Source organism: Chryseobacterium aahli (genome assembly GCF_022699665.1).
GTDB lineage: Bacteria > Bacteroidota > Bacteroidia > Flavobacteriales > Weeksellaceae > Chryseobacterium > Chryseobacterium aahli.
Genome location: NZ_JALDNB010000008.1, coordinates 68,306 through 87,316, shown reverse-complemented (window position 1 = coordinate 87,316; position 19,011 = coordinate 68,306). Strand labels below are relative to the sequence as shown.

Annotated in this window: 18 protein-coding genes and 1 tRNA gene; 4 read left to right on the top strand and 15 right to left on the bottom strand. The window is 33.9% G+C overall.

Features of this window, described 5'->3' with window-relative positions:
* Positions 1–84: 84 nt before the first annotated feature.
* Together MQX03_RS13385 and MQX03_RS13380 are read left to right on the top strand one after the other, a co-directional pair.
* Positions 85–1,746, top strand: a complete 1,662-nt coding sequence (locus MQX03_RS13385; RefSeq protein WP_242803676.1) for an ABC transporter ATP-binding protein — start codon at positions 85–87, stop codon at positions 1,744–1,746.
* Positions 1,747–1,845: 99 nt separating this feature from the next.
* A complete protein-coding gene (locus MQX03_RS13380; RefSeq protein ID WP_029295477.1) occupies positions 1,846–2,181 on the top strand; it encodes a DUF3276 family protein in 336 nt (111 codons plus the stop codon).
* A 99-nt stretch (positions 2,182–2,280) separates the two neighbouring features.
* Here the strand turns inward: MQX03_RS13380 and MQX03_RS13375 are convergent.
* The 10 genes from MQX03_RS13375 to MQX03_RS13330 all read right to left on the bottom strand — a co-directional run bounded on the left by MQX03_RS13375 (position 2,281) and on the right by MQX03_RS13330 (position 13,096).
* A tRNA-His gene (locus MQX03_RS13375) sits at positions 2,281–2,357 on the bottom strand.
* 37 nt (positions 2,358–2,394) lie between these two features.
* A complete protein-coding gene (gene bshB1, locus MQX03_RS13370) occupies positions 2,395–3,114 on the bottom strand; it encodes a bacillithiol biosynthesis deacetylase BshB1 (RefSeq protein WP_242803675.1) in 720 nt (239 codons plus the stop codon).
* A 164-nt stretch (positions 3,115–3,278) separates the two neighbouring features.
* Positions 3,279–4,931 (bottom strand): tetratricopeptide repeat protein, encoded by a 1,653-nt coding sequence (locus MQX03_RS13365; protein WP_129535916.1) that lies wholly within the window; start codon positions 4,929–4,931, stop codon positions 3,279–3,281.
* Positions 4,932–5,022: 91 nt separating this feature from the next.
* Positions 5,023–5,895, bottom strand: coding sequence for a PstS family phosphate ABC transporter substrate-binding protein (locus MQX03_RS13360; RefSeq protein WP_242803674.1), 873 nt, complete (start codon positions 5,893–5,895; stop codon positions 5,023–5,025).
* Between the two features lie 260 nt (positions 5,896–6,155).
* Positions 6,156–6,998, bottom strand: a complete 843-nt coding sequence (locus MQX03_RS13355; protein WP_129535914.1) for an energy transducer TonB — start codon at positions 6,996–6,998, stop codon at positions 6,156–6,158.
* Positions 6,999–7,035: 37 nt separating this feature from the next.
* Positions 7,036–7,581: an ExbD/TolR family protein gene (locus MQX03_RS13350; protein WP_129535913.1), complete on the bottom strand. Its 546-nt coding sequence runs from the start codon at positions 7,579–7,581 to the stop codon at positions 7,036–7,038.
* A gap of 12 nt (positions 7,582–7,593) precedes the next feature.
* A complete protein-coding gene (locus tag MQX03_RS13345; protein ID WP_242803672.1) occupies positions 7,594–8,202 on the bottom strand; it encodes an ExbD/TolR family protein in 609 nt (202 codons plus the stop codon).
* Positions 8,203–8,262: 60 nt separating this feature from the next.
* On the bottom strand, positions 8,263–9,126 hold the full coding sequence (locus MQX03_RS13340) for a MotA/TolQ/ExbB proton channel family protein (RefSeq protein WP_129535911.1): 864 nt from the start codon (positions 9,124–9,126) through the stop codon (positions 8,263–8,265).
* Positions 9,127–9,365: 239 nt separating this feature from the next.
* Positions 9,366–12,440: a leucine--tRNA ligase gene (locus MQX03_RS13335; protein ID WP_242803671.1), complete on the bottom strand. Its 3,075-nt coding sequence runs from the start codon at positions 12,438–12,440 to the stop codon at positions 9,366–9,368.
* A 182-nt stretch (positions 12,441–12,622) separates the two neighbouring features.
* Positions 12,623–13,096 carry a lipocalin family protein gene (locus MQX03_RS13330; RefSeq protein WP_242803670.1) on the bottom strand — a complete coding sequence of 158 codons (474 nt, stop codon included), beginning with the start codon at positions 13,094–13,096 and terminating at the stop codon, positions 12,623–12,625.
* A 146-nt stretch (positions 13,097–13,242) separates the two neighbouring features.
* Between MQX03_RS13330 and MQX03_RS13325 the strand changes: the two genes are divergently transcribed.
* A complete protein-coding gene (locus tag MQX03_RS13325) occupies positions 13,243–13,995 on the top strand; it encodes a glycosyltransferase family 2 protein (protein WP_242803669.1) in 753 nt (250 codons plus the stop codon).
* Positions 13,995–14,621, top strand: a complete 627-nt coding sequence (locus tag MQX03_RS13320) for a deoxyuridine 5'-triphosphate nucleotidohydrolase (protein ID WP_242803668.1) — start codon at positions 13,995–13,997, stop codon at positions 14,619–14,621. Before MQX03_RS13325 ends, MQX03_RS13320 begins: the two co-directional genes overlap by 1 nt.
* Here MQX03_RS13320 and MQX03_RS13315 read toward each other — a convergent pair.
* The 5 genes from MQX03_RS13315 to MQX03_RS13295 all read right to left on the bottom strand — a co-directional run bounded on the left by MQX03_RS13315 (position 14,613) and on the right by MQX03_RS13295 (position 18,945).
* Complete coding sequence (locus MQX03_RS13315) at positions 14,613–15,851, bottom strand: 3-deoxy-D-manno-octulosonic acid transferase (protein ID WP_242803667.1); 1,239 nt, start codon at positions 15,849–15,851, stop codon at positions 14,613–14,615. The genes MQX03_RS13320 and MQX03_RS13315 overlap by 9 nt on opposite strands.
* A gap of 6 nt (positions 15,852–15,857) precedes the next feature.
* On the bottom strand, positions 15,858–16,325 hold the full coding sequence (locus MQX03_RS13310; protein ID WP_242803666.1) for a DUF1648 domain-containing protein: 468 nt from the start codon (positions 16,323–16,325) through the stop codon (positions 15,858–15,860).
* Positions 16,326–16,343: 18 nt separating this feature from the next.
* Positions 16,344–17,060 carry a C40 family peptidase gene (locus MQX03_RS13305; RefSeq protein WP_242803664.1) on the bottom strand — a complete coding sequence of 239 codons (717 nt, stop codon included), beginning with the start codon at positions 17,058–17,060 and terminating at the stop codon, positions 16,344–16,346.
* Between the two features lie 59 nt (positions 17,061–17,119).
* Complete coding sequence (locus tag MQX03_RS13300; RefSeq protein ID WP_242803662.1) at positions 17,120–17,767, bottom strand: O-methyltransferase; 648 nt, start codon at positions 17,765–17,767, stop codon at positions 17,120–17,122.
* Positions 17,768–18,111: 344 nt separating this feature from the next.
* Complete coding sequence (locus tag MQX03_RS13295) at positions 18,112–18,945, bottom strand: OmpA family protein (RefSeq protein ID WP_129535902.1); 834 nt, start codon at positions 18,943–18,945, stop codon at positions 18,112–18,114.
* Between the last annotated feature and the right edge of the window lie 66 nt (positions 18,946–19,011).

Genomic DNA, 19,011 nt, shown 5'->3' with positions numbered 1-19,011 from the left:
AGCTTTTTATGGGTGCAAAGATATGAAATTTAAAGTTTATGAAATTCTTAGTCTCTATCAATTTTCGTAATTTTGCGAAAGTTTATGAAAGCACTGAAAACTCTGAACCCTTACTTTTGGAAGCACAAAATATTATTGTTTTGGGGGTTACTCTTCATCATCGCCAGCAACTTTTTTAATATTTATAAAGTACAGTTTGTAGGAAAATCTGTTGATGAGCTGACCAAACAAGGGAATTTAGGCTTTAACAAGCAGGTTTTAATTTACGTTGCCATCATTGTGGGCTGCTCACTTTTAACCGGATTTTTCACTTTTATGATGAGACAGACGATTATTGTTGCATCAAGAAGAATTGAATATGAGCTTAAAAATAAAATCTACAGACATTATCAGGAATTATCCTTAACAGATTATAAAACCACGACAACAGGAGATTTAATGAATCGTCTGAGTGAAGATGTTGTGGCGGTAAGAATGTACCTCGGGCCAGGCGTGATGTATGTTGTGAACTTATTAATTTTGTTGACAATCACCTGCATTTACATGTTAAAGACTGATGTTTCAATGACGGTCTGGACTTTATTTCCACTTCCTATTCTTTCTTATATCATTTTTAAAGTAAGTTCGATTATTAATAAAAAATCGAAAATCATGCAGAAAAGCCAGTCTGCGATATCAACTTTTGTACAGGATAGTTTTTCAGGAATCCGTGTGGTTAAATTTTTCGCTAAAGAAAATTACATTAAAAAAAACTACGGAGCCAAGGTTACCGATTATCAGGATAAAGCTTTAGACTTAGCAAAAACAGAAGCGTATTTCTTTACCATTATTTTATTTGTCATCGGATTATTAAATGTTGCGATTATACTGATTGGCGGACAAAAATATATTGCAGGCGAACTGAGCGTTGGTAAGATTGCAGATTTCTTCATGTACATCAACATCTTAATCTGGCCATTTTCTATGGTTGGCTGGGTAACTTCTGTCAATCAGAGAGCCGAAGCTTCCATGCAGAGAATTAATGAATTTTTAGATAAAAAATCGGATGTCATTAATAAGAATTTTGAAAATCAGCCAATTAAAGGAAATATAGAATTTAGAAATGTGTCTTATGTTTATCCAAATACTGGTATTAAAGCTTTAGATAATTTAAGTTTTAAAATTGATGCAGGACAATCTTTAGCGATTATGGGTAAAACCGGAAGCGGAAAATCTACGATTGCTCTTCTTCTCTGCAGATTAATAGATCCGACAGAAGGAGAAATTCTGATTGACGGGAAAAATCTTAAAGACCATAATCTCGATAACTATAGAGATTTCATTGGTTACATTCCGCAGGAAAGTTATTTATTTTCAGATTCTATTGAACATAACATCGGTTTCTCAATCGACAATCCTTCTCATGAAAGAGTGGTTGAATATTCTAAAATTGCTGACGTTCACAAAAATATTGTAGAATTCAAGGAAGGCTACAAAACGATGGTTGGAGAACGCGGAGTGATGCTTTCAGGAGGTCAAAAGCAGAGAATTTGTATTGCCAGAGCTCTCATAAAAGACCCAAACATCATTATTTTTGACGATTCACTATCTGCTTTAGATACAGAAACTGAACAGAATATCTTAGAAAACATAGATACTAAAATTCACAATGCAACTTCTATAATTATCACACACAGAGAGTCTAGCGCTCAACGTGCAGATAAAATCATTAATCTTACCGAAATTACCAATTCTGTAACCGCTTAGCCTATTTATTCACAAATGTTAAATAAATCATAAAAAAAATTTTGTGATTAAAAGAAATATTTTATATTTGTTCTTAACAAGATTAAAAAATATCTAATAATGAGTGAATACAAGGAACGCCATGAGAATGAAATTTTCACGAAGGTGTTAAAAGCAGGAAGAAGAACGTATTTCTTTGATGTGCGCGAGACGAAAGCAGGAGATTATTATCTTACAATTACCGAAAGTAAAAAGAATTTCGGAGAGAATGGAGAGGCTACATTCGAGAAGCATAAAATTTACCTTTACAAGGAAGATTTTAAGAGTTTCCAGGAAATGTTTAATGAATCTACAGATTTTATCATTAATGAAAAAGGAGAAGATGTAATCTCTGAAAAACATGATAAAGATTTCAAAAGCAGAACTTACACTATAGATTCTGACGACGAAGTTTAAAACAAGCAACCCAAACCAAGTATATAAAAACACAGGCATCTTTTCAGATGCTTTTTTTTGGTATAAAAAAACACATTTTCAAAAGAAAATGTGTTTATGTGGGGTGAATGAGGGGTCTCGAACCCCCGACCTCCGGAACCACAATCCGGCGCTCTAACCAACTGAGCTACAATCACCGTTTTTGGTGGTGCAAATATAGGAAAGATTTTTTAATTACCAAACAATTCCATCAAAATTTTTCAACGCCATTAACTTCTCAGACGTAAATCCCTCAGCATAAGTCACTCCGGAAAGCCTTCCTAAATCCTGAGCTCTGTAGGTAAGACTCTCATAAAAATCTTTTGAAGTAATAGGTGTTTCCGGTTCTGTAGATCTTGGATCGTAAAATTGTGTTTTGAATGCCATACACGCTTCCAATTTCTTATCTAAATGCTCTGATATATCAATGACAAATTCAGGCTTGATATCTTTCCACTGAATATAATGAAAAATCTGTTTTGGTCGCCATACGTCTTGGTTTTCCCCATCAATATTTGTCTCAATCTTTCTTAAACCAGATAAAAAGCACGCATCCGATACTAATTTCGCCGCTTTTGCGTGATCCGGATGTCTGTCATCAATTGCGTTGGCCAAAACGATTTCCGGGCGGTATTTACGGATCATTTTCACGATGCTTAATTGGTATTCTTCTGAGTTGACCAAAAAGCCATCTTTCATTCCTAAATTCTCTCTGGCAGAAACTCCTAGAATCTTTGCAGATTCAGTCGCTTCTTCATGTCTTATCTCATCAGTTCCGCGAGTTCCCAGTTCACCTCTCGTAAGGTCAACAATGACGCATGTTTTTCCTTCAGAAATTAATTTAGCGACAGTTCCGCCACAACCTAACTCAACATCATCCGGGTGTGCGCCAAATGCAAGTATATCTGTTTTCATCTATTCTTTTTATTTTAATTTGTCAGATGGAACGTCCTATAAATTTCCTCATATTTTATAATTTTAATCCTGAACGTTTCATACTTTCAAATATAAGATTTAAAATAAAAACTTCCCAAACTTGAGGAATGGGAAGTTTTAATAGGTATAATTTAAAATTTAAATTATTTATTGATTTCTGTATTTAATTTCACAGCATCCTGATAACTTGGATCTAACTGTAAAGACTTAGCAACATAATCTTTTGCTTTTGCTGCATCAGAATCTTTAGATAAGTAAGCAACGGCAAAGTACGCATACGCTAAAGTCTGCTTGTTAGCTTCTACCTCTGCAGGTTTTACTGTCGCAATATATTTTTCGTAAGCAATTTTTGCTGCATCATTATTTGTTGCTTGTTGATAAGCATAACCTAAACTGTAGTAAGCAGGAGCCCAATCTGGTAAAATTGCACTCATTTTTTGCCAAGTTGCAATCGCACCATTCCAGTTTTTAACATCTTGGTAAGCTGTTGCTAATTTGTACAATGCGTCAGAATCTTGAGCGTTTGCTGCAACTTGTTTTTTCAATGCTTCAATCTGTGGATTTGTAGGACCAGCGTCTACAGAAGCCTGAGATGCTGTACCTCCACCACTGATTTTTGCCAACTCCATATCCCACTTCATTGTTTCGTCTTTAGCTGCTTTTGCAATCGCAATTTTTTGCTGAGATTCTGCTGTTAATGCTGCTTTTTTAGCCGCATCAGTTTCAGTTTTAGCCAAACCTGCAGCAATTAAACCTTGTAATCCTTGATCAGCAGGCTGAACTCTAGATTTTTCCGCTTGAGACACGAAAGTATCCATATTTTGTTTTGCTTCTGCGTATTGTCCGTCTGCATAGTTTACATAAGCTCTCAATTTGAATTTGATAGGATCTGTAATTTTATCAAAAATCTTATCTAATATCAATTTTGAATTTGCATAATCTTCATTGGTGAAATACAATTTTGCAATCTCCAATTGAGTGTAAGGATCTTCATCAGCATATTTTGTATAGTTAATCAAATCCTGAGTTGCTTTTGCATTTTCCTGATATTTGATATTGTATGCAGCTAGAGCTTTGTAAGCCGGAGCATAAGTTGCATCAGTAGAAATTGCCTTCTCAATACTTGTTTTAGCTTGTTGCCACTGTTGAGCAGCCATCCAAAGTGTTCCAATTCTTGTATAAACAGAAGCCTTGTTTTTAGCTAAAGGTAGCGCTTTGTCATAAGCTGACATTGCATCACCAGGAATTCTCTTCAATCTGTAAGCATCACCTAAGGTGTAATAATAGTTAGCAGGAACTTCTTTTTTAGCAGCTCTTTCAATTGCTTTATTCAAGAATTGAATTGCTAAATCAGGTGAGTTGTTTTTTTCAAATAACGTTAAAGCTTCTGCAGCTCTGAAAAGAACTTCAGCATCTTTCTCTCTTGAGTCAGTTACTATTTTCTGAATTTCAGCGATAGCACTTTTATCACCTTTACCAAGTTTAACCGTAGCTAAACCTAATTTATTTAAATAGCTTTTGCTGTCTGCAGCAAGACCTTTATTAAAACTTTCAGTAGCCTGAGCAAAATCTGGCTCTGACTGTCTTAAAAATGTATTTCCTAAATAGAAATAGTTTTCAGCTTTCGGTTCTTTGGCAATCATCTGTGTGAAATTTGTTTTTGCCTGAGCAAATTTATCACTGTCGATGCTATTGATACCATCCTGTAACGTTTGTGCAATCGCAAAATTGCTAAAAAATACAACCGCCGCTCCAAAAGCAACTTTCTTTACATTCATAATCATTATATCTTTCATTATATATTTTCTAAATTGAATTATAATTTACACACAATTTTCAGACCAAAATAAATGAATTAAATTGGTATTCAGATGAATTTAATATTATTTAACGCATCTGAACTTCTCGTGGATAAATATTATATGGCTGTAAGCCCTCTTTTTGAACGATTTTTTGTCCTAAATGGGTGCAAGAATATCTTATAAAACCATTGGCAATGTTAAAATTACCCTCATTTGTTAAGAAATACAAAACTCTTGTAAAAGGATACTTCATCTCACGCATTCCTTCAAAATCTGCAGAATATGTTTTTCCATTACTAACCACAGGCAAAACTTTTATGAGCTCTCTTAATTTTTCTGCATTTTTATCATAAGGTCTGCTGATTGTATTTAGACCAACCACACCTATTTTATCAGGATATTTATTAAGCTCCTCAATCACATTTGCACTTCCAGGAATGATAGAATATTTCAAATCTTTAGGAAGCTTTTTTAATTTTTGTGCTACAAAATTCAAGTTACTAGAATTAGCTCCGTCAAATATAAAATTCTTCTCTTCTGATTGCATTCCTTGAACGATTTCTTCCATGGTAATGCTTGTCTTTTCAGAATTTTTTGGAACTACAAATACTACTGCATCAGCAGCGAATTTTGCAGGTATAAACTTTAAATCTACTTGTTCTTCGTAAGCCTTTTTTTCTTCCGGAGACAAATCCTTAGACATTACAGCAATCTTTACTTTATTATTTAAAAGATCTAAAAACCCAAGGTCTTCTTTCTTTGTAACAACTTTTATTTTGCTTTCAGGATAACTGATCATATACCCTTCAGCTAGTGCTTCTGTCACACTTTTGAATGATTCGTCAGTAAGAATAGTCATCTCACCATTGTTATATGACAGAGACTTTTCGCCTTTCTTTGAGCAGCTTACAATTGTTGCTAACAAAAAAAGAAGTATAATTTTAATACTATTCTTCATCTGCTGTATTTTTTAAATTTAAAAATCCCCTCCAAATTCTGAAAATTCCGTATAAAATAATTGCTATACCGAACACTAAAATCATTGTAGGATCAAAACTGGCAAAAGATGCTTTATAAAAAATAATGATGAGCCCTAAGACTATATAACAAAATCCCGTTACTAAGGATAAATATTTGAAAACCATATAACAAAAGTATTAAAAAAAATAAAAAGAGAAGCATAAGCTTCTCTTTTTTAATAATATTTAAAGATAAATATTATCCTTCAAAATTCATTGTTAAAGGTAATCTGAATCTGTAACGAACAGATTGACCATTGATTTTTGCAGGAGTCCATTTATTTTTAATTGACTTAATTGTTCTAACAGCTTCAGAATTAAAATCTGCATTTTTACCGTTAGCTTTTACATCTGTAATTGTTCCGTCTCTTTCTACTACGAAAGTTACTTCAGCTTTTACAGTTCCTTCATCACCATTCATTGCTGAACCGTCGAAGTTACCAGATACTTTATTTCTAAATGCATTGATACCTCCAGGGAATTCTGCAGTTTGCTCTACCTCGCTGTATACTTGCGTATCACTTACCTGAGGCTTAACTTCAGCTGTTGAAGCTTTAGTCCCTGTAGATGGTGGCGGCGGCGGTGGCGTATAAGCCGGAGCTTTCACACCTTCTTGGGCTGTAACACCAGTAGTTGTTTCTAATTGCTTAGAAATTGGCGGTGGTGGAGTTTCAATTTTTGGAGCTTTCACCGGTTCTGGAACCACATTCTGAATAATTTCAATCTTCTCCTCCTCTTTTGGTGGAGGTGGTGGAGGTGGTTCTTCTTCCTTAGGCTGCTCTATAATTTTATCTTCCTGAATAATATCAACCAAATCTGCCTTCACTTCTACTTGCTCTTCAGCAGCGAGGTTTTTGATGGTTAAATAAATAAGAGGAGATAAAGCAATCAATAAAAATATAGATGTTCCAATGATAAAAGATTTTGTCAGTAATCTAGGATACTGCGATCTGATATCATAAGCTCCATAATTTTTATTTCTATTTTCAAATACAATCTCGTCTAATGTAAGATTTTGACTGTAAGCATTTTCATCTGCCATTGTAATATAAATTTAATGGTTAATTACTTTGTAGTAATTATTTGTTGCCAACTCTTTTATCATAAATAGCTTTTTCCCAAGGCTTCAAATCGGTAACACCGTATCTTTCGCTTTTAGTAATAGCCATCTCGTCAAGAATGTCTACAAAGTTCTTATATACTGCATCGTCAGTTGGCTTGATAATTACTGTGAATTTTTCTTTATCTGCTGCTCCTGCTTTTGCTTGCTCTATAATCTTTCTGATACCTTCTCTATCAAAAGATGTTTCAGTTAAATTTTGGTCAGTTAAAGATGTATTATCTTGCTGATGCCAAAAAATTCTGTTGTCTTTCCCTAATAATAAAGAGATTGAATTAGAAAGTTTAATTTCTGTCTGTGGAGGAATTGGATCGTTTGGTTTTGGTTTACCAGGAAGACCTAAATCCATCACATTTGGTTTACTAAACGTTGATGTAAACATAAAGAACATCAATAGTAAGAAATTCAAATCAACCATCGGAGTCATATCGACCCTAGGGTTATTTTTCTTGGAACGTACCTTGCCGCCTTTGCCGCCTTTCTCTTGTACCTGTACTTCTGCCATTTCTATTCCTTATTATTCGTTAGGTTTACCTTCTTGTGACGTTATCAACCAAAATTTAAGAAAATCAATATCTCTTAAACCCTCAAATAAACTTTTAACTTTTGGATATTCTGTAGTAACGTCACCCTTAATCGCTAATTTGTATTCAGGATTAACGCTTAAACTTTGCTCTACCCAGTCTACTAACTGTTTATTTGTACTGTCCATAGGAATTCCTTTTGGACTTTTAAAATTCTTCTGCTCATCCTCAGACAATGAAAGATAGCTTCTAAGTTGGTTCATAGGAACCCCAATTGTCTGAACTCTCTGAAATGCAGCTTTCTGGTTGTTGTCAAAAGTAACACCGTACTTTTGTCCCATTTTATCCAAAAGCTCTAATCTTTCTGTTGCATTCTCTACCGGCTGGAAATAAAATTTCCCGTCTGGTGTAGCATTAATAGTCATTAAACTAGCATCAGGAAGTAATTTTTCTGAGATTGAAGATGGCGGTTTGATTTGCTCCACATCAGGCTTTTTGAACTGAGTGGTCATAATAAAGAATGTAAGTAGTAGGAACGTAACGTCGCACATCGCGGTCATATCCGTAACTACCCCATGTCTTTTTGGTTTTATTCTCGCCATTATTATTATCTAATTAAATTATAAACTTCTTTTTGTGTAAAACACAGATTCACTTAATTCTTAGTGAAATTCTGCAAAAGACTGCTGGATGCTCATTGCGATCTCGTCGATCTTATAAGTCAATCCGTCAATTTTAGAAGTAAAGAAGTTATAAAGGATAATCGCTACAGCTGAAGTACCAATACCTAATGCAGTGTTGATCAATGCTTCAGAAATACCAATTGATAATGCAGCAGCATCAGGTGTACCACCACTAGCTCCTAAAGCGAAGAACGCTCTAATCATACCAATTACAGTACCTAATAGTGCTACCAATGTTGCAACTGTACCTAAAGTAGAAAGAATCATCATGTTTTTTTCTAACATTGGCATCTCAAGAGTAGTAGCCTCTTCGATAGCTTTGTTTAGAGCAATCATTTTTTGTTCTTTGTTTAAAGTAGTATCGTGAGCCAACGCTTTGTAAGTCGTCAAACCTTCTTTTACTACATTTCCTACAGAACCTTGTTGTCTGTCGCACTCTTCTAGAGCTTCGTCAACTTTGTTCTGGTTTAGCAAACTTCTAACTTTTACAACGAAGTTGTCTACATTTCCTGCACCTGAAGCTTTGTTTAAAACAAAATATCTTTCAAATGAGAAAACGATTACAGTAATCATGAATGTAACAAGCAATGGTACAATTACACCTCCCATGTAAATCATTCCCATGAACCCTTCTGGATGAAGATCTTTACCTTCTACATCAGAAAAAGCTACTGAACCTCCTCCTAATCTAGGATCAGCTTTAAAATTACCTGGGCTACCCAATACGAATAACCAAATACAAATCCCCAATACCAATAGGATAGGAATAATTACAGCTGGATTTAAACCTCCTGCCTTTCTAGCAACTACTTGCTCATCATTTTTTGAAACATTCATTTCCATATTTAACTAAATTATATTGTTTAAAAATTTTAAAGTTGTAAAATAAAGGCAAAATTACTTAAAATGCAATAGTCTTAAATAAACATTTTGTCTTTTTTTGATAACGAAAAATTAATACGATTCCGATATTGTAATTATATCCAAAATTATTAATGATTTTTATCACTTTTTGTAATTACATTAAAAAATCAAAAAATTTAACGCTCTAATTTTTTGAAATTACCAATGTTAAATTTATTTTAAATTACAATATTTACTATCTTTTTATGTACTACAATGATTTTTTTAGGAGTTTTCCCCTCTAAAATCTCTTTCAATTTGTCATTTTGAAGCACTAAAACCTCAACATCTGCTGCAGAAAGCTGAGCCGAAAGAGAAATTTTAAATTTCATCTTACCATTTACGCTTATCGGATAATTAATTTCGTCTTCAACCAAATATTCCTCATTCAAAATAGGGAATGTTTCAAACTCTATCGAATCTTTATGACCAAGCAAATTCCATACCTCTTCACAGATATGTGGGGCGTAAGGGGAAATTATAACGGCTAAAGGTTCTAATATATTGCGTTTGTTGCATTTTAATTTCTGTAACTCGTTGACAGCAATCATAAATGAAGAAACTGACGTATTGAAAGAAAAATTTTCAATATCATAAACCACCTTCTTTATTAAGGTATGCAGAATTTTATATTCCGCTTTTGTAGGTTCTTCTTCAGAAACTTCAAAAACATCTTCGTTGAAATACAAATTCCAGAATTTTTTCAGGAAACCGTACACTCCACTCAGACCTTGCGTGTTCCAAGGCTTGGATTGTTCTAATGGCCCTAAGAACATTTCATATAATCTCAACCCGTCTGCTCCATATTCTTCACAGATGTCATCAGGATTTACCACATTGTATTTTGATTTAGACATTTTTTCTACTTCACGACCTGTGATGTATTTTTCTCCCTCTATATCATTATCTTTAGTTAGGATTTCACCAGATTCACTAATTAATACTGCATCATTAAATTCTTCTCTCCATTTTCTAAATTCTGAAACATTTAATTCATCGGATGTTCCTTTTAATAGTGATATATCAATATGGATTGGTGTTAATGTTTTTCTGATTCTATCAATCTCGAAATCATCATAATCAATAGAAATGAAGTTTTCCTTTATTAGCTTTTCTTTAATATAAGATTTTATTATATCCTCGTCAAATGTTCCTTTTTTCCAAACAACCTGTCCTTCAGTTGTTAATAAATCTTTTAATTGATTATATGACAAATAGATATTTTTGACTTCATACTCCTTATTTTTCTCAAAATATCCCGTATATTTTAATTCTCCATTAATTTCTTTAAAAAGTTTTATAGTAAAGGTAAAGAATGCTCGATACACAAAAGCACTCATCCCCAAAATCATCCCCTGGTTGATCAACTTCTGGAAAGGCTCATCCTGATTAATATATCCTCTGTCTTTTAAGAACATATTCCAGAAACGAGAATATAATAAGTGACCGGTTGCGTGCTCGCTACCTCCGATGTATAAATCGACCTGTCCCCAATAATCTGAAAGTTCTTTTTTAGCAAAAACCTCATCATTATTCGGATCCATATATCTAAGGAAATACCATGAGCTTCCCGCCCAACCCGGCATTGTAGATAATTCTAATGGAAATACCGTTTTGTCATCAATTAAATCTGTAGCTACCACTTTTTGATTCGCTTCATCCCAGGCAAACGTTTTTGCGTTTCCTAATGGCGGATCTCCGTCTTCTGTCGGCAAATATTTTTCAACTTCAGGAAGTTCCAAAGGCAATGCAGAATTTGGCAATGTGTAAGGCATTCCTTCCTTATAATATATAGGAACCGGCTCACCCCAATAACGCTGTCTTGAGAAAATAGCATCACGCTGTCTGTAGTTCGTTGTTCCGTGACCGATTCCTTTGTTTTCTATCTCAGCAATTATTTTTGATTTTGCATCATTATAATTTAATCCGTTTAAGAAATCAGAATTTACACAGACAGAATCTTTAGAGTCAAAAGATTTTTCCTGAATATCTTCTTCAGTTTCTACAACTTTTATAATTTCTAAATTAAATTTCTTTGCGAATCTGTGATCACGTTCGTCATGTGCAGGTACAGCCATTACAGCTCCCGTTCCGTAACCCATCAAAACGTAATCTGAAATATAGATCGGCATCTTTTTTCCGCTAAACGGATTAACTGCATACGTTCCGGTGAAAGCACCGCTCACGTTTTTCACGTCTGCCATTCTATCACGCTCGGTTTTCTTTGAAGTTTCTTCTATATAAGTATCTACTTCAACTTTTTGTTCTGCAGTCGTAATATTTTCAACCAAAGGATTTTCCGGAGCCAATACCATAAAGGTCGCACCAAAAATAGTATCAGGTCTTGTCGTGAAAACTTCGATAATTTCTTCGTGATTTTCTACCTCAAATTTTACTTGAGCTCCCTGAGATTTCCCAATCCAGTATTCTTGGGAATCTTTCAAGGGTTGTGGCCAGTCCAGAGTTTTTAATCCTTGCAATAATCTTTCAGAATACGCAGAAATTCTCATGCTCCACTGCATCATTTTCTTTTGAAAAACAGGGAAGCCTCCTCTTTCAGATTTCCCGTCTTTAATTTCATCGTTGGCTAAAACGGTTCCTAAAGCCGGGCACCAGTTTACAGTAGTTTCTGCACGGAAAGACAGACGATAATTTAATAAAATATCTTCTTTATCAATTTCAGAAGCATTTTTCCATTCTTCTGAAGTGAAATTTAATTCGTCGTTTTGATTGGCATTAAGACCTTCAGTTCCTTTTTCTTCAAAATGTCTTATCAAAGTATCGATAGATTCTGCCTGATCAGTATCTTTATTATACCACGAATGAAACAGCTGAATAAAAATCCATTGTGTCCATTTATAATAGGAAGCGTCAGAAGTTCTCACTTCCCTACTCCAGTCAAATGAAAAACCAATTTTTCTTAACTGCTCTTCGTATCGTGTGATATTCTGTTCTGTAGTCACCGCAGGATGCTGCCCAGTTTGAATGGCATATTGCTCAGCCGGAAGCCCGAAAGAATCGTAGCCAACAGGATGCAAAACATTAAAACCTTGGTGTCTTTTATATCTCGCATAAATATCTGACGCAATATATCCCAACGGATGACCTACGTGAAGCCCGGCTCCCGATGGATACGGAAACATATCGAGTACATAAAATTTAGGTTTATCTGTTTTATCGGAAGTTTTGTAAGTTTGATTGTCCTCCCAGTATTTCTGCCACTTTTTTTCTATCTGCTGATGATCGTAAAACACGTTATTATAATGATATTTGTTGTTAGACTTTGATGAAATTTTAGATTTAATTTAAATCAAGATTCACAAATTTAATGATTTTAAAAGAATTGGTTATTTAATTTTAAACTAATTGAACGTTGCCCTAAACAAAAAATCTCATCCGGAGATGAGATTTATATAGATTATTATTAATTTAAATACTAAGGAGCTACTCTTTTGAAAGTACGTGTTGTAGTTTTATACACAGTAGGATCGGTATTATCCACAAACTTGATATTCATTGTTTCAGCATTCAGATCAACAACCTGACCTTTTTCAGAAACTATAGTTCCCTGATATTTTATTTCGAAGTTTTTATCAGATTTTGTATAAATGTAAGAAAAATTACGTTGATTAATCGTACTACAAACCAAAGGATTACCCGCCTCGTCCTTGTCAGTTCTTTTACCAGAAGAATTTTCACTAAAAACCCATGTAGATTGCTGCTGACAAGCAGTGTAAGTAATCTGGTCAGAAAACCCGACACCGTCAAGGTCAACCTCAGTTCTTACTTCTGCTACAGGCTTCCATGTTCCCACGATTGGAAACTCCTGCACAGTTTCTTCGTCATCTTTACATGCGGTAGTAGCTACCATTAATGATAAACCTGCAAACAATAATGCTAATTTCTTCATAGATCAAATTTTTCAAGGCATAAAATTATGATTTTTTATTAAAAATCAATCATTTTTTTTGAATTTTGGAATCATAATTTACATTTTCTTAAAAATACCGCTTTTAAAGACCATTTCCAAAGCCTTATATTTGCAAAAAATACTGAATGCCTGAAGTTTCCATCATCACGCCTTGCTATAATTCTTCAAAGTTTTTGGAAGAAACAATCACTTCTGTAAAAAATCAGACTTTTAAAGATTGGGAATGGCTGATTACTGATGACAAATCTTCCGATAATTCTGTGGAAATTATTCAAAAACTTAGCGACCCGAGAATAAAACTTACAGTTGCCGAAAAAAACGGAGGCGCCGGACACGCTAGAAATATTTCTTTAAAAAATGCAACCGGAAGATTTATTACTTTTTTGGACGCGGATGATTTTTGGGAACCCAATTTTTTGGAAGAAATGATTGGATTTATGAAGAAAGAAAATGCAGAAATCGCCTACTCCAATTATGCAAGATGTGATGAAAATTTAGTCCCGAAAATTGAGAATTTTAAAGCGGATAAAGAAGTGACTTTTGAAAATTTACTCAAGACTTGCCGCCTGTCTTTACTTTCATCAATGTACGATTCTAAAAGAGTTGGTGTGGAATATTTTCCGGAAGGAAGTAAACGTGAAGACCATGTGATGTGGCTGAATTTATTAAAGAAAATCCCCATCGGAAAACCACTTCCAAAGACCTTGGCAAAGTACAGAATGCATGCGATGAGTGTTTCCAGAAAAAAACAGAACATTGTGAAAGATCAATATTTAGTCTACAAAGATTTTATGAATTTTTCTACGGTGAAATCTTTATATTACACCGCCAATTGGGCAATCAATGGATTTTTGAAATACTCTAAAATATTTAATTAATGGAATATTCTAAAGAATTTAAAGCTGCACTAAGCAATTTTTCGGCAATAGAAAAAGACCGACTGATTTTCCGTTTGCTGAAAAAGGATAAATTACTCTCAAAGAAACTTTATTTTGAACTGATAGATACGGAAACCACCGATCAGAAAAGAAGTCAGATGGAAGAGCAAATCGAGGAAAGAGTTCTTCTTGCATCAAAATACATCGGAAATCCCAAATATTTTTTGGTTCTTATCAGAAAAATAAGCGCCGAAATTACAGAGCATGTGAAAATAACAACTGATAAATTCGGAGATATAGCTCTGCAGTTATTTTTGGTTAATCAAATTTTAGAAAACAACGACAAACTCAATCATCAAAGGTTTGATAATATCTACAAGCTTTATATTTATCTGATCAATAAACTTTTGAAAGCCATTATTTCGATTAAAAAATTGGACGAAGATTATTGGATGGAACTGAATGAAATTTTAGAAAGTATAGAATCAAAAATTCACGAGAACAGATATTTTGAAAAACTCTGCATCAATAATAGTTTTGATTTTAATTGGCTGAACATTGAAAAAATCCCAGACCACTTAGATTTAATGGTAAAGGATATCAAAAGCCAGGGCTTTCTAAAGTGACAGAATTTTCTTTAGAATTAATTCTGAAGAATTAGGTTGTTCAGCAACAAATTTTCCTGCGTTTTCTGACATACTTTTCAGTTCTTCTTCATTATTTAAAAGATAAAGAACAAATTCTGCAGCTTCATTTTCATGCTCGAAAGATTTTCCACCTTCAGCTTTAATTAAATCATCCGCTTCTGGATTTTTCTTGTAGTGATTTCCAAAAACTACAGAAATCCCAAAAGTTGCCGCTTCAAGAATATTATGCAATCCCGAATTGTGAAAACCGCCACCAACAACTGCAATATCTGCATACGAGTACAGTTTTGAAAGCAAACCAATACTGTCGATGATTAAAGTTGGAGTGTTGGAGTGTTGGAGTGTTGGAGCGTTTTTTAAATCGCTATAAAGAATTGCGTTTGGGAATATTTCTTTTAAATTTTCTACTCTTTTTAAATCATGGGGAGCGATGATTAATTTTACATCTTGATTTTTTTCTGAAATCATTTTCGCCAGTTTCTCTTCCGCCTGCCACGAACTTCCGAAAACGATTGCTTTTTTATCATCAATAAATTCTTTGATAAAATCAACATGATTATCACGATTTTTCAAATGCTTTACTCTGTCAAATCGTGTATCGCCAGTCACTGAAGCGTTCTGCAAACCGATACTTTTAGCCAAAAGATAAGACTGTTTTGTCTGGTGAAAAAACCAATCGACATTCTTTTTCAATTGCTTTACAAACCACTTTCCATACGAGGTGAAGAATGATTGACTTTCATAAAATAATGCGGAAATCACAAATGTTTTTACATTCCTATTTTTCAGTTCCTGCAACAGATTATACCAATAGTCATATTTCACCGTAAAAAATAGTTCAACATTCATCTGAGCAAGAAATTCTTTTACATTTTGCTTTGTGTCAAATGGTAGATAACAAATAACATCAGCCATATTTTTTTTCTTAACAACATTCTCTAGCCCCGACGGAGAAAAGAAAGTCACTAAAATTTTGTAATGAGGAAATTCATCCTTAAGCTTTTCTAATACAGGTAAACCCTGTTCGTATTCACCCAAACTCGCAGCATGCATCCAAATTATTTTATCTTTTTTCGAAAATGCAGATTCGATGATATTCAGAGATTGTTTTCTTCCTTCAACGCCTTTTTTAGTTTTATCATTAAACAATGAGAAAACTTTCATTCCGAAAATGAGAAGGTGGATAAAAAGATTATAAAGGAAAGCCATATTTAATTATTTAAACTGAGCCGTAATGATAAAAACTACAATTAAACTACCAATAATAGAAAGCAACATCGTTGAAAAAGGAACTTTTGCTTTTGCATCTTCATCATAAGTATATCTGAATGTAAAATCCTGATTGTTTAAAAAAATTAAACAAATTAAAAGAAGCAACCATCTTATAAAAAAATTCATGATAAAGAACTGCACATCTCTGTTTTCATCGGTAATCTCAACAGGAAAATTGGCAGTTTCCGGAGAACGTATCAAAAAGAAAATGCCTATGTAAAATATAATGCTTAGAATCGGAGTAAAGAATGCATACTTTTTATTTCCGAAATTATCTGGTTTTCCTTCAACATCGAAATGTGTAGGAATTCTTTGAGGTAATGCTTTGTAATTTTTTATTGTAAACCACCACAAGAAAATAACCAATCCGAGATTGAGTAAATCAAATACTATAAATAATGCATCTACCATTGAAGAATTTATTTGAATTTATAAAACGCTTTTTATCACTCTCAGTTTGTGCGTGTGTTTATTCATTTCTTTATTGAAAATTCCGGTAGAATCCAACGTGTCGATTCTCACTTTTCCTGATGCGTGAATAATTTTCTGATTTTCAAGCATAATTCCAACGTGAATAATTTTGCCTTCAGAATTTTCGAAATATGCTAAGTCGCCGGGCTGGCTTTCTTCCACAAAACTTAAAACATCACCAACTTCTGCCTGCTGATAAGTATCTCTGGGCATTTTCACGTTATGAATTTTATACACCAATTGTACAAAACCTGAACAATCTACTGCAAAGAAACTTTTTCCGCCCCATAAATACGGAACATTCAGGAATTCTTTTGCTGTCAGAGCAATACTTTCACGCAAGTCATGACTCCTACGAGACGCAACGGCAGGATATTCTACCTCAGAACCCATTGAAAGCAAAGTGCGGCCGTCATTGGTCATGATCGATGCAAAATCTTCAGTAATTAACGTTACTTTTCTGTTTGCTAAATATTCGTCGGTTACATGTTTGATTTGTTTGGTATCCATCCAGCCTTCATAGCCGTCGTAGTGCATTTTTATTTTGGTCCAGTTTTTATTCACTTCCAAGATATCCGCACTTTCGCCAAACAATATTTCAGTAACAATTTCGGCTCTGTCAGAATTTTCTGCACGCACCGGCGCCACTGTTACCACACAAATTCCTTTATCCATTTATTTAAGTTTTAGGTTAAGTTTTAGGCTGATTATTATTAGCCTAACCTTTGCCTGAATTATTTCCTGCGAAGCAGATTTACTCCGTCACGCAAAGGTAAAATAAGATTTTCAAAATCTTCATCTTTCGCCGCCAAATCATTGAGTTCTTTGATGACTTGTGTAGATTTCTGTTTCGGGTTTTCCTTTAATACTTTTCCGTACCAAAGCACATTGTCAAACATCACGACAGAGCCTGATTTTGTTTTTGGTTTAATTAATCTGAAATATTCTGCGTAATTTTCTTTGTCAGCATCAATGAAAACCAGATCAAAAATCTCATCGGTTTCCTTTAAAAACTCTTTCGCATCCTGAAGTTTAAAATGAATCTGACTAGAAAATTCGCTTTCAGCAAAGTATTTTTTTGGTAAATAAGCTAAATCCTCATTCACATCTAAAGTCGTTAGCTTTCCTTCTTTTGACAAACCTTCTGCCATGCAAAGTGCAGCATATCCCGTGAAAGTTCCTATTTCTAATATATTTTTCGGTTGTAAAATTTTTGAAATAATGGTTAACAATCTTCCCTGCTGATATCCTGAAATCATGTGAGGCTGAGTTGTCTTCTGAAAAGTTTCTCTTCTCAGTTTTCTCAGAATTTCAGGTTCTGCAGAAGCATGATTCTCCAGATATCTGTCCATCTCAGCATTTTCTTCTTCAAAAAAGCTCATATTGATAATTTTTACGATTCAAATTTACCTAAATATAAACAATTTTTTTGAAATGTTAAAATCAAAAAATCCGTATAAATACGGATGCTTGGTAACAGTTTATCGTGTTAGATTTGCACGAGCAAGAAATCTTGCACATGATGGTGAAAAAAGATTTATTGAAAACGGAGGTAAAAACAAGTCGATGAAACAAACTGGATCCTTCAGACAAAAAACAATTCCTAAGAAGAGGACGCAATTCCCTTTTAAAAGCCATCTTCTTTAAACTTAAAAAGGATGTTGTTGTCTAACAAAAAAATCCCGATAAAAATTTATCGGGATTTTTTTTGCTATTTTGAAAGCAATTATTTCTTAGGAGTAATATCCATCAGTTTCATAAATTCATCAAGCTTAGGCATAATGATGATTTCCGTTCTTCTGTTTTCAGATCTTCCAGAAACACTCATGTTTGTCGCTTTCGGATTGTATTCTGAACGCCCACCTGCTGTAATTCTTGCAGGATCAACACCAAACTGGCTTTGCAACACTTTTGCAATTGAAGTTCCTCTTAGAGCAGAAAGATCCCAGTTATCTCTAGGTAGATTTGTAGAGCTTAATGGAGAATTATCTGTATTACCCTCAATCAGTACAGAATATTTGTCGTAATCGTTGATCACCTTAGCTACTTTCCCAAGAACTTCCTGAGCTGCTGGAAGCACGTTGTAATCTCCTACTTTATATAACATTTTATCTGAAAGTGAAATCATTACAACTCCTTTCAAAACTTTTACCTGAACATCATCGTCAGTCACGTTATCCAAGGATCTCTTCAACTTGTTTGACAAAGCTAAATTTAAACTGTCATTTTTCGCATTTGAAGAAATAAGCTGCTTGATATACATATTAGAAGAATTAATTTCTCCCACCAATTTATCAATGTTTGCAGAGCTTTTTCCTGTATTTGAAAGACATGCATCCAAAGATGATTTCAGAGCATCATGCTGACTTTTTAATAAATTATTTTCAGCGGTCAACGTAGAATTTTGACCTTTCAGGTCCTGAATTTCTCTTTGTCTTTCACCGATATTTTCAATACACTGTTTGTAGTTGCCGCTCAATGCGTCATACTGCTTTTTACTTACACAAGATGTTGCACCCAACGCCATTGCAGAAACTGCTAAAATTTTAAAAATCTTCATAAATAATCTTTTTTAGACGAGCCAAATTTAGGAAAATTCATTTTAATTATATGGTTTATCTTTGTA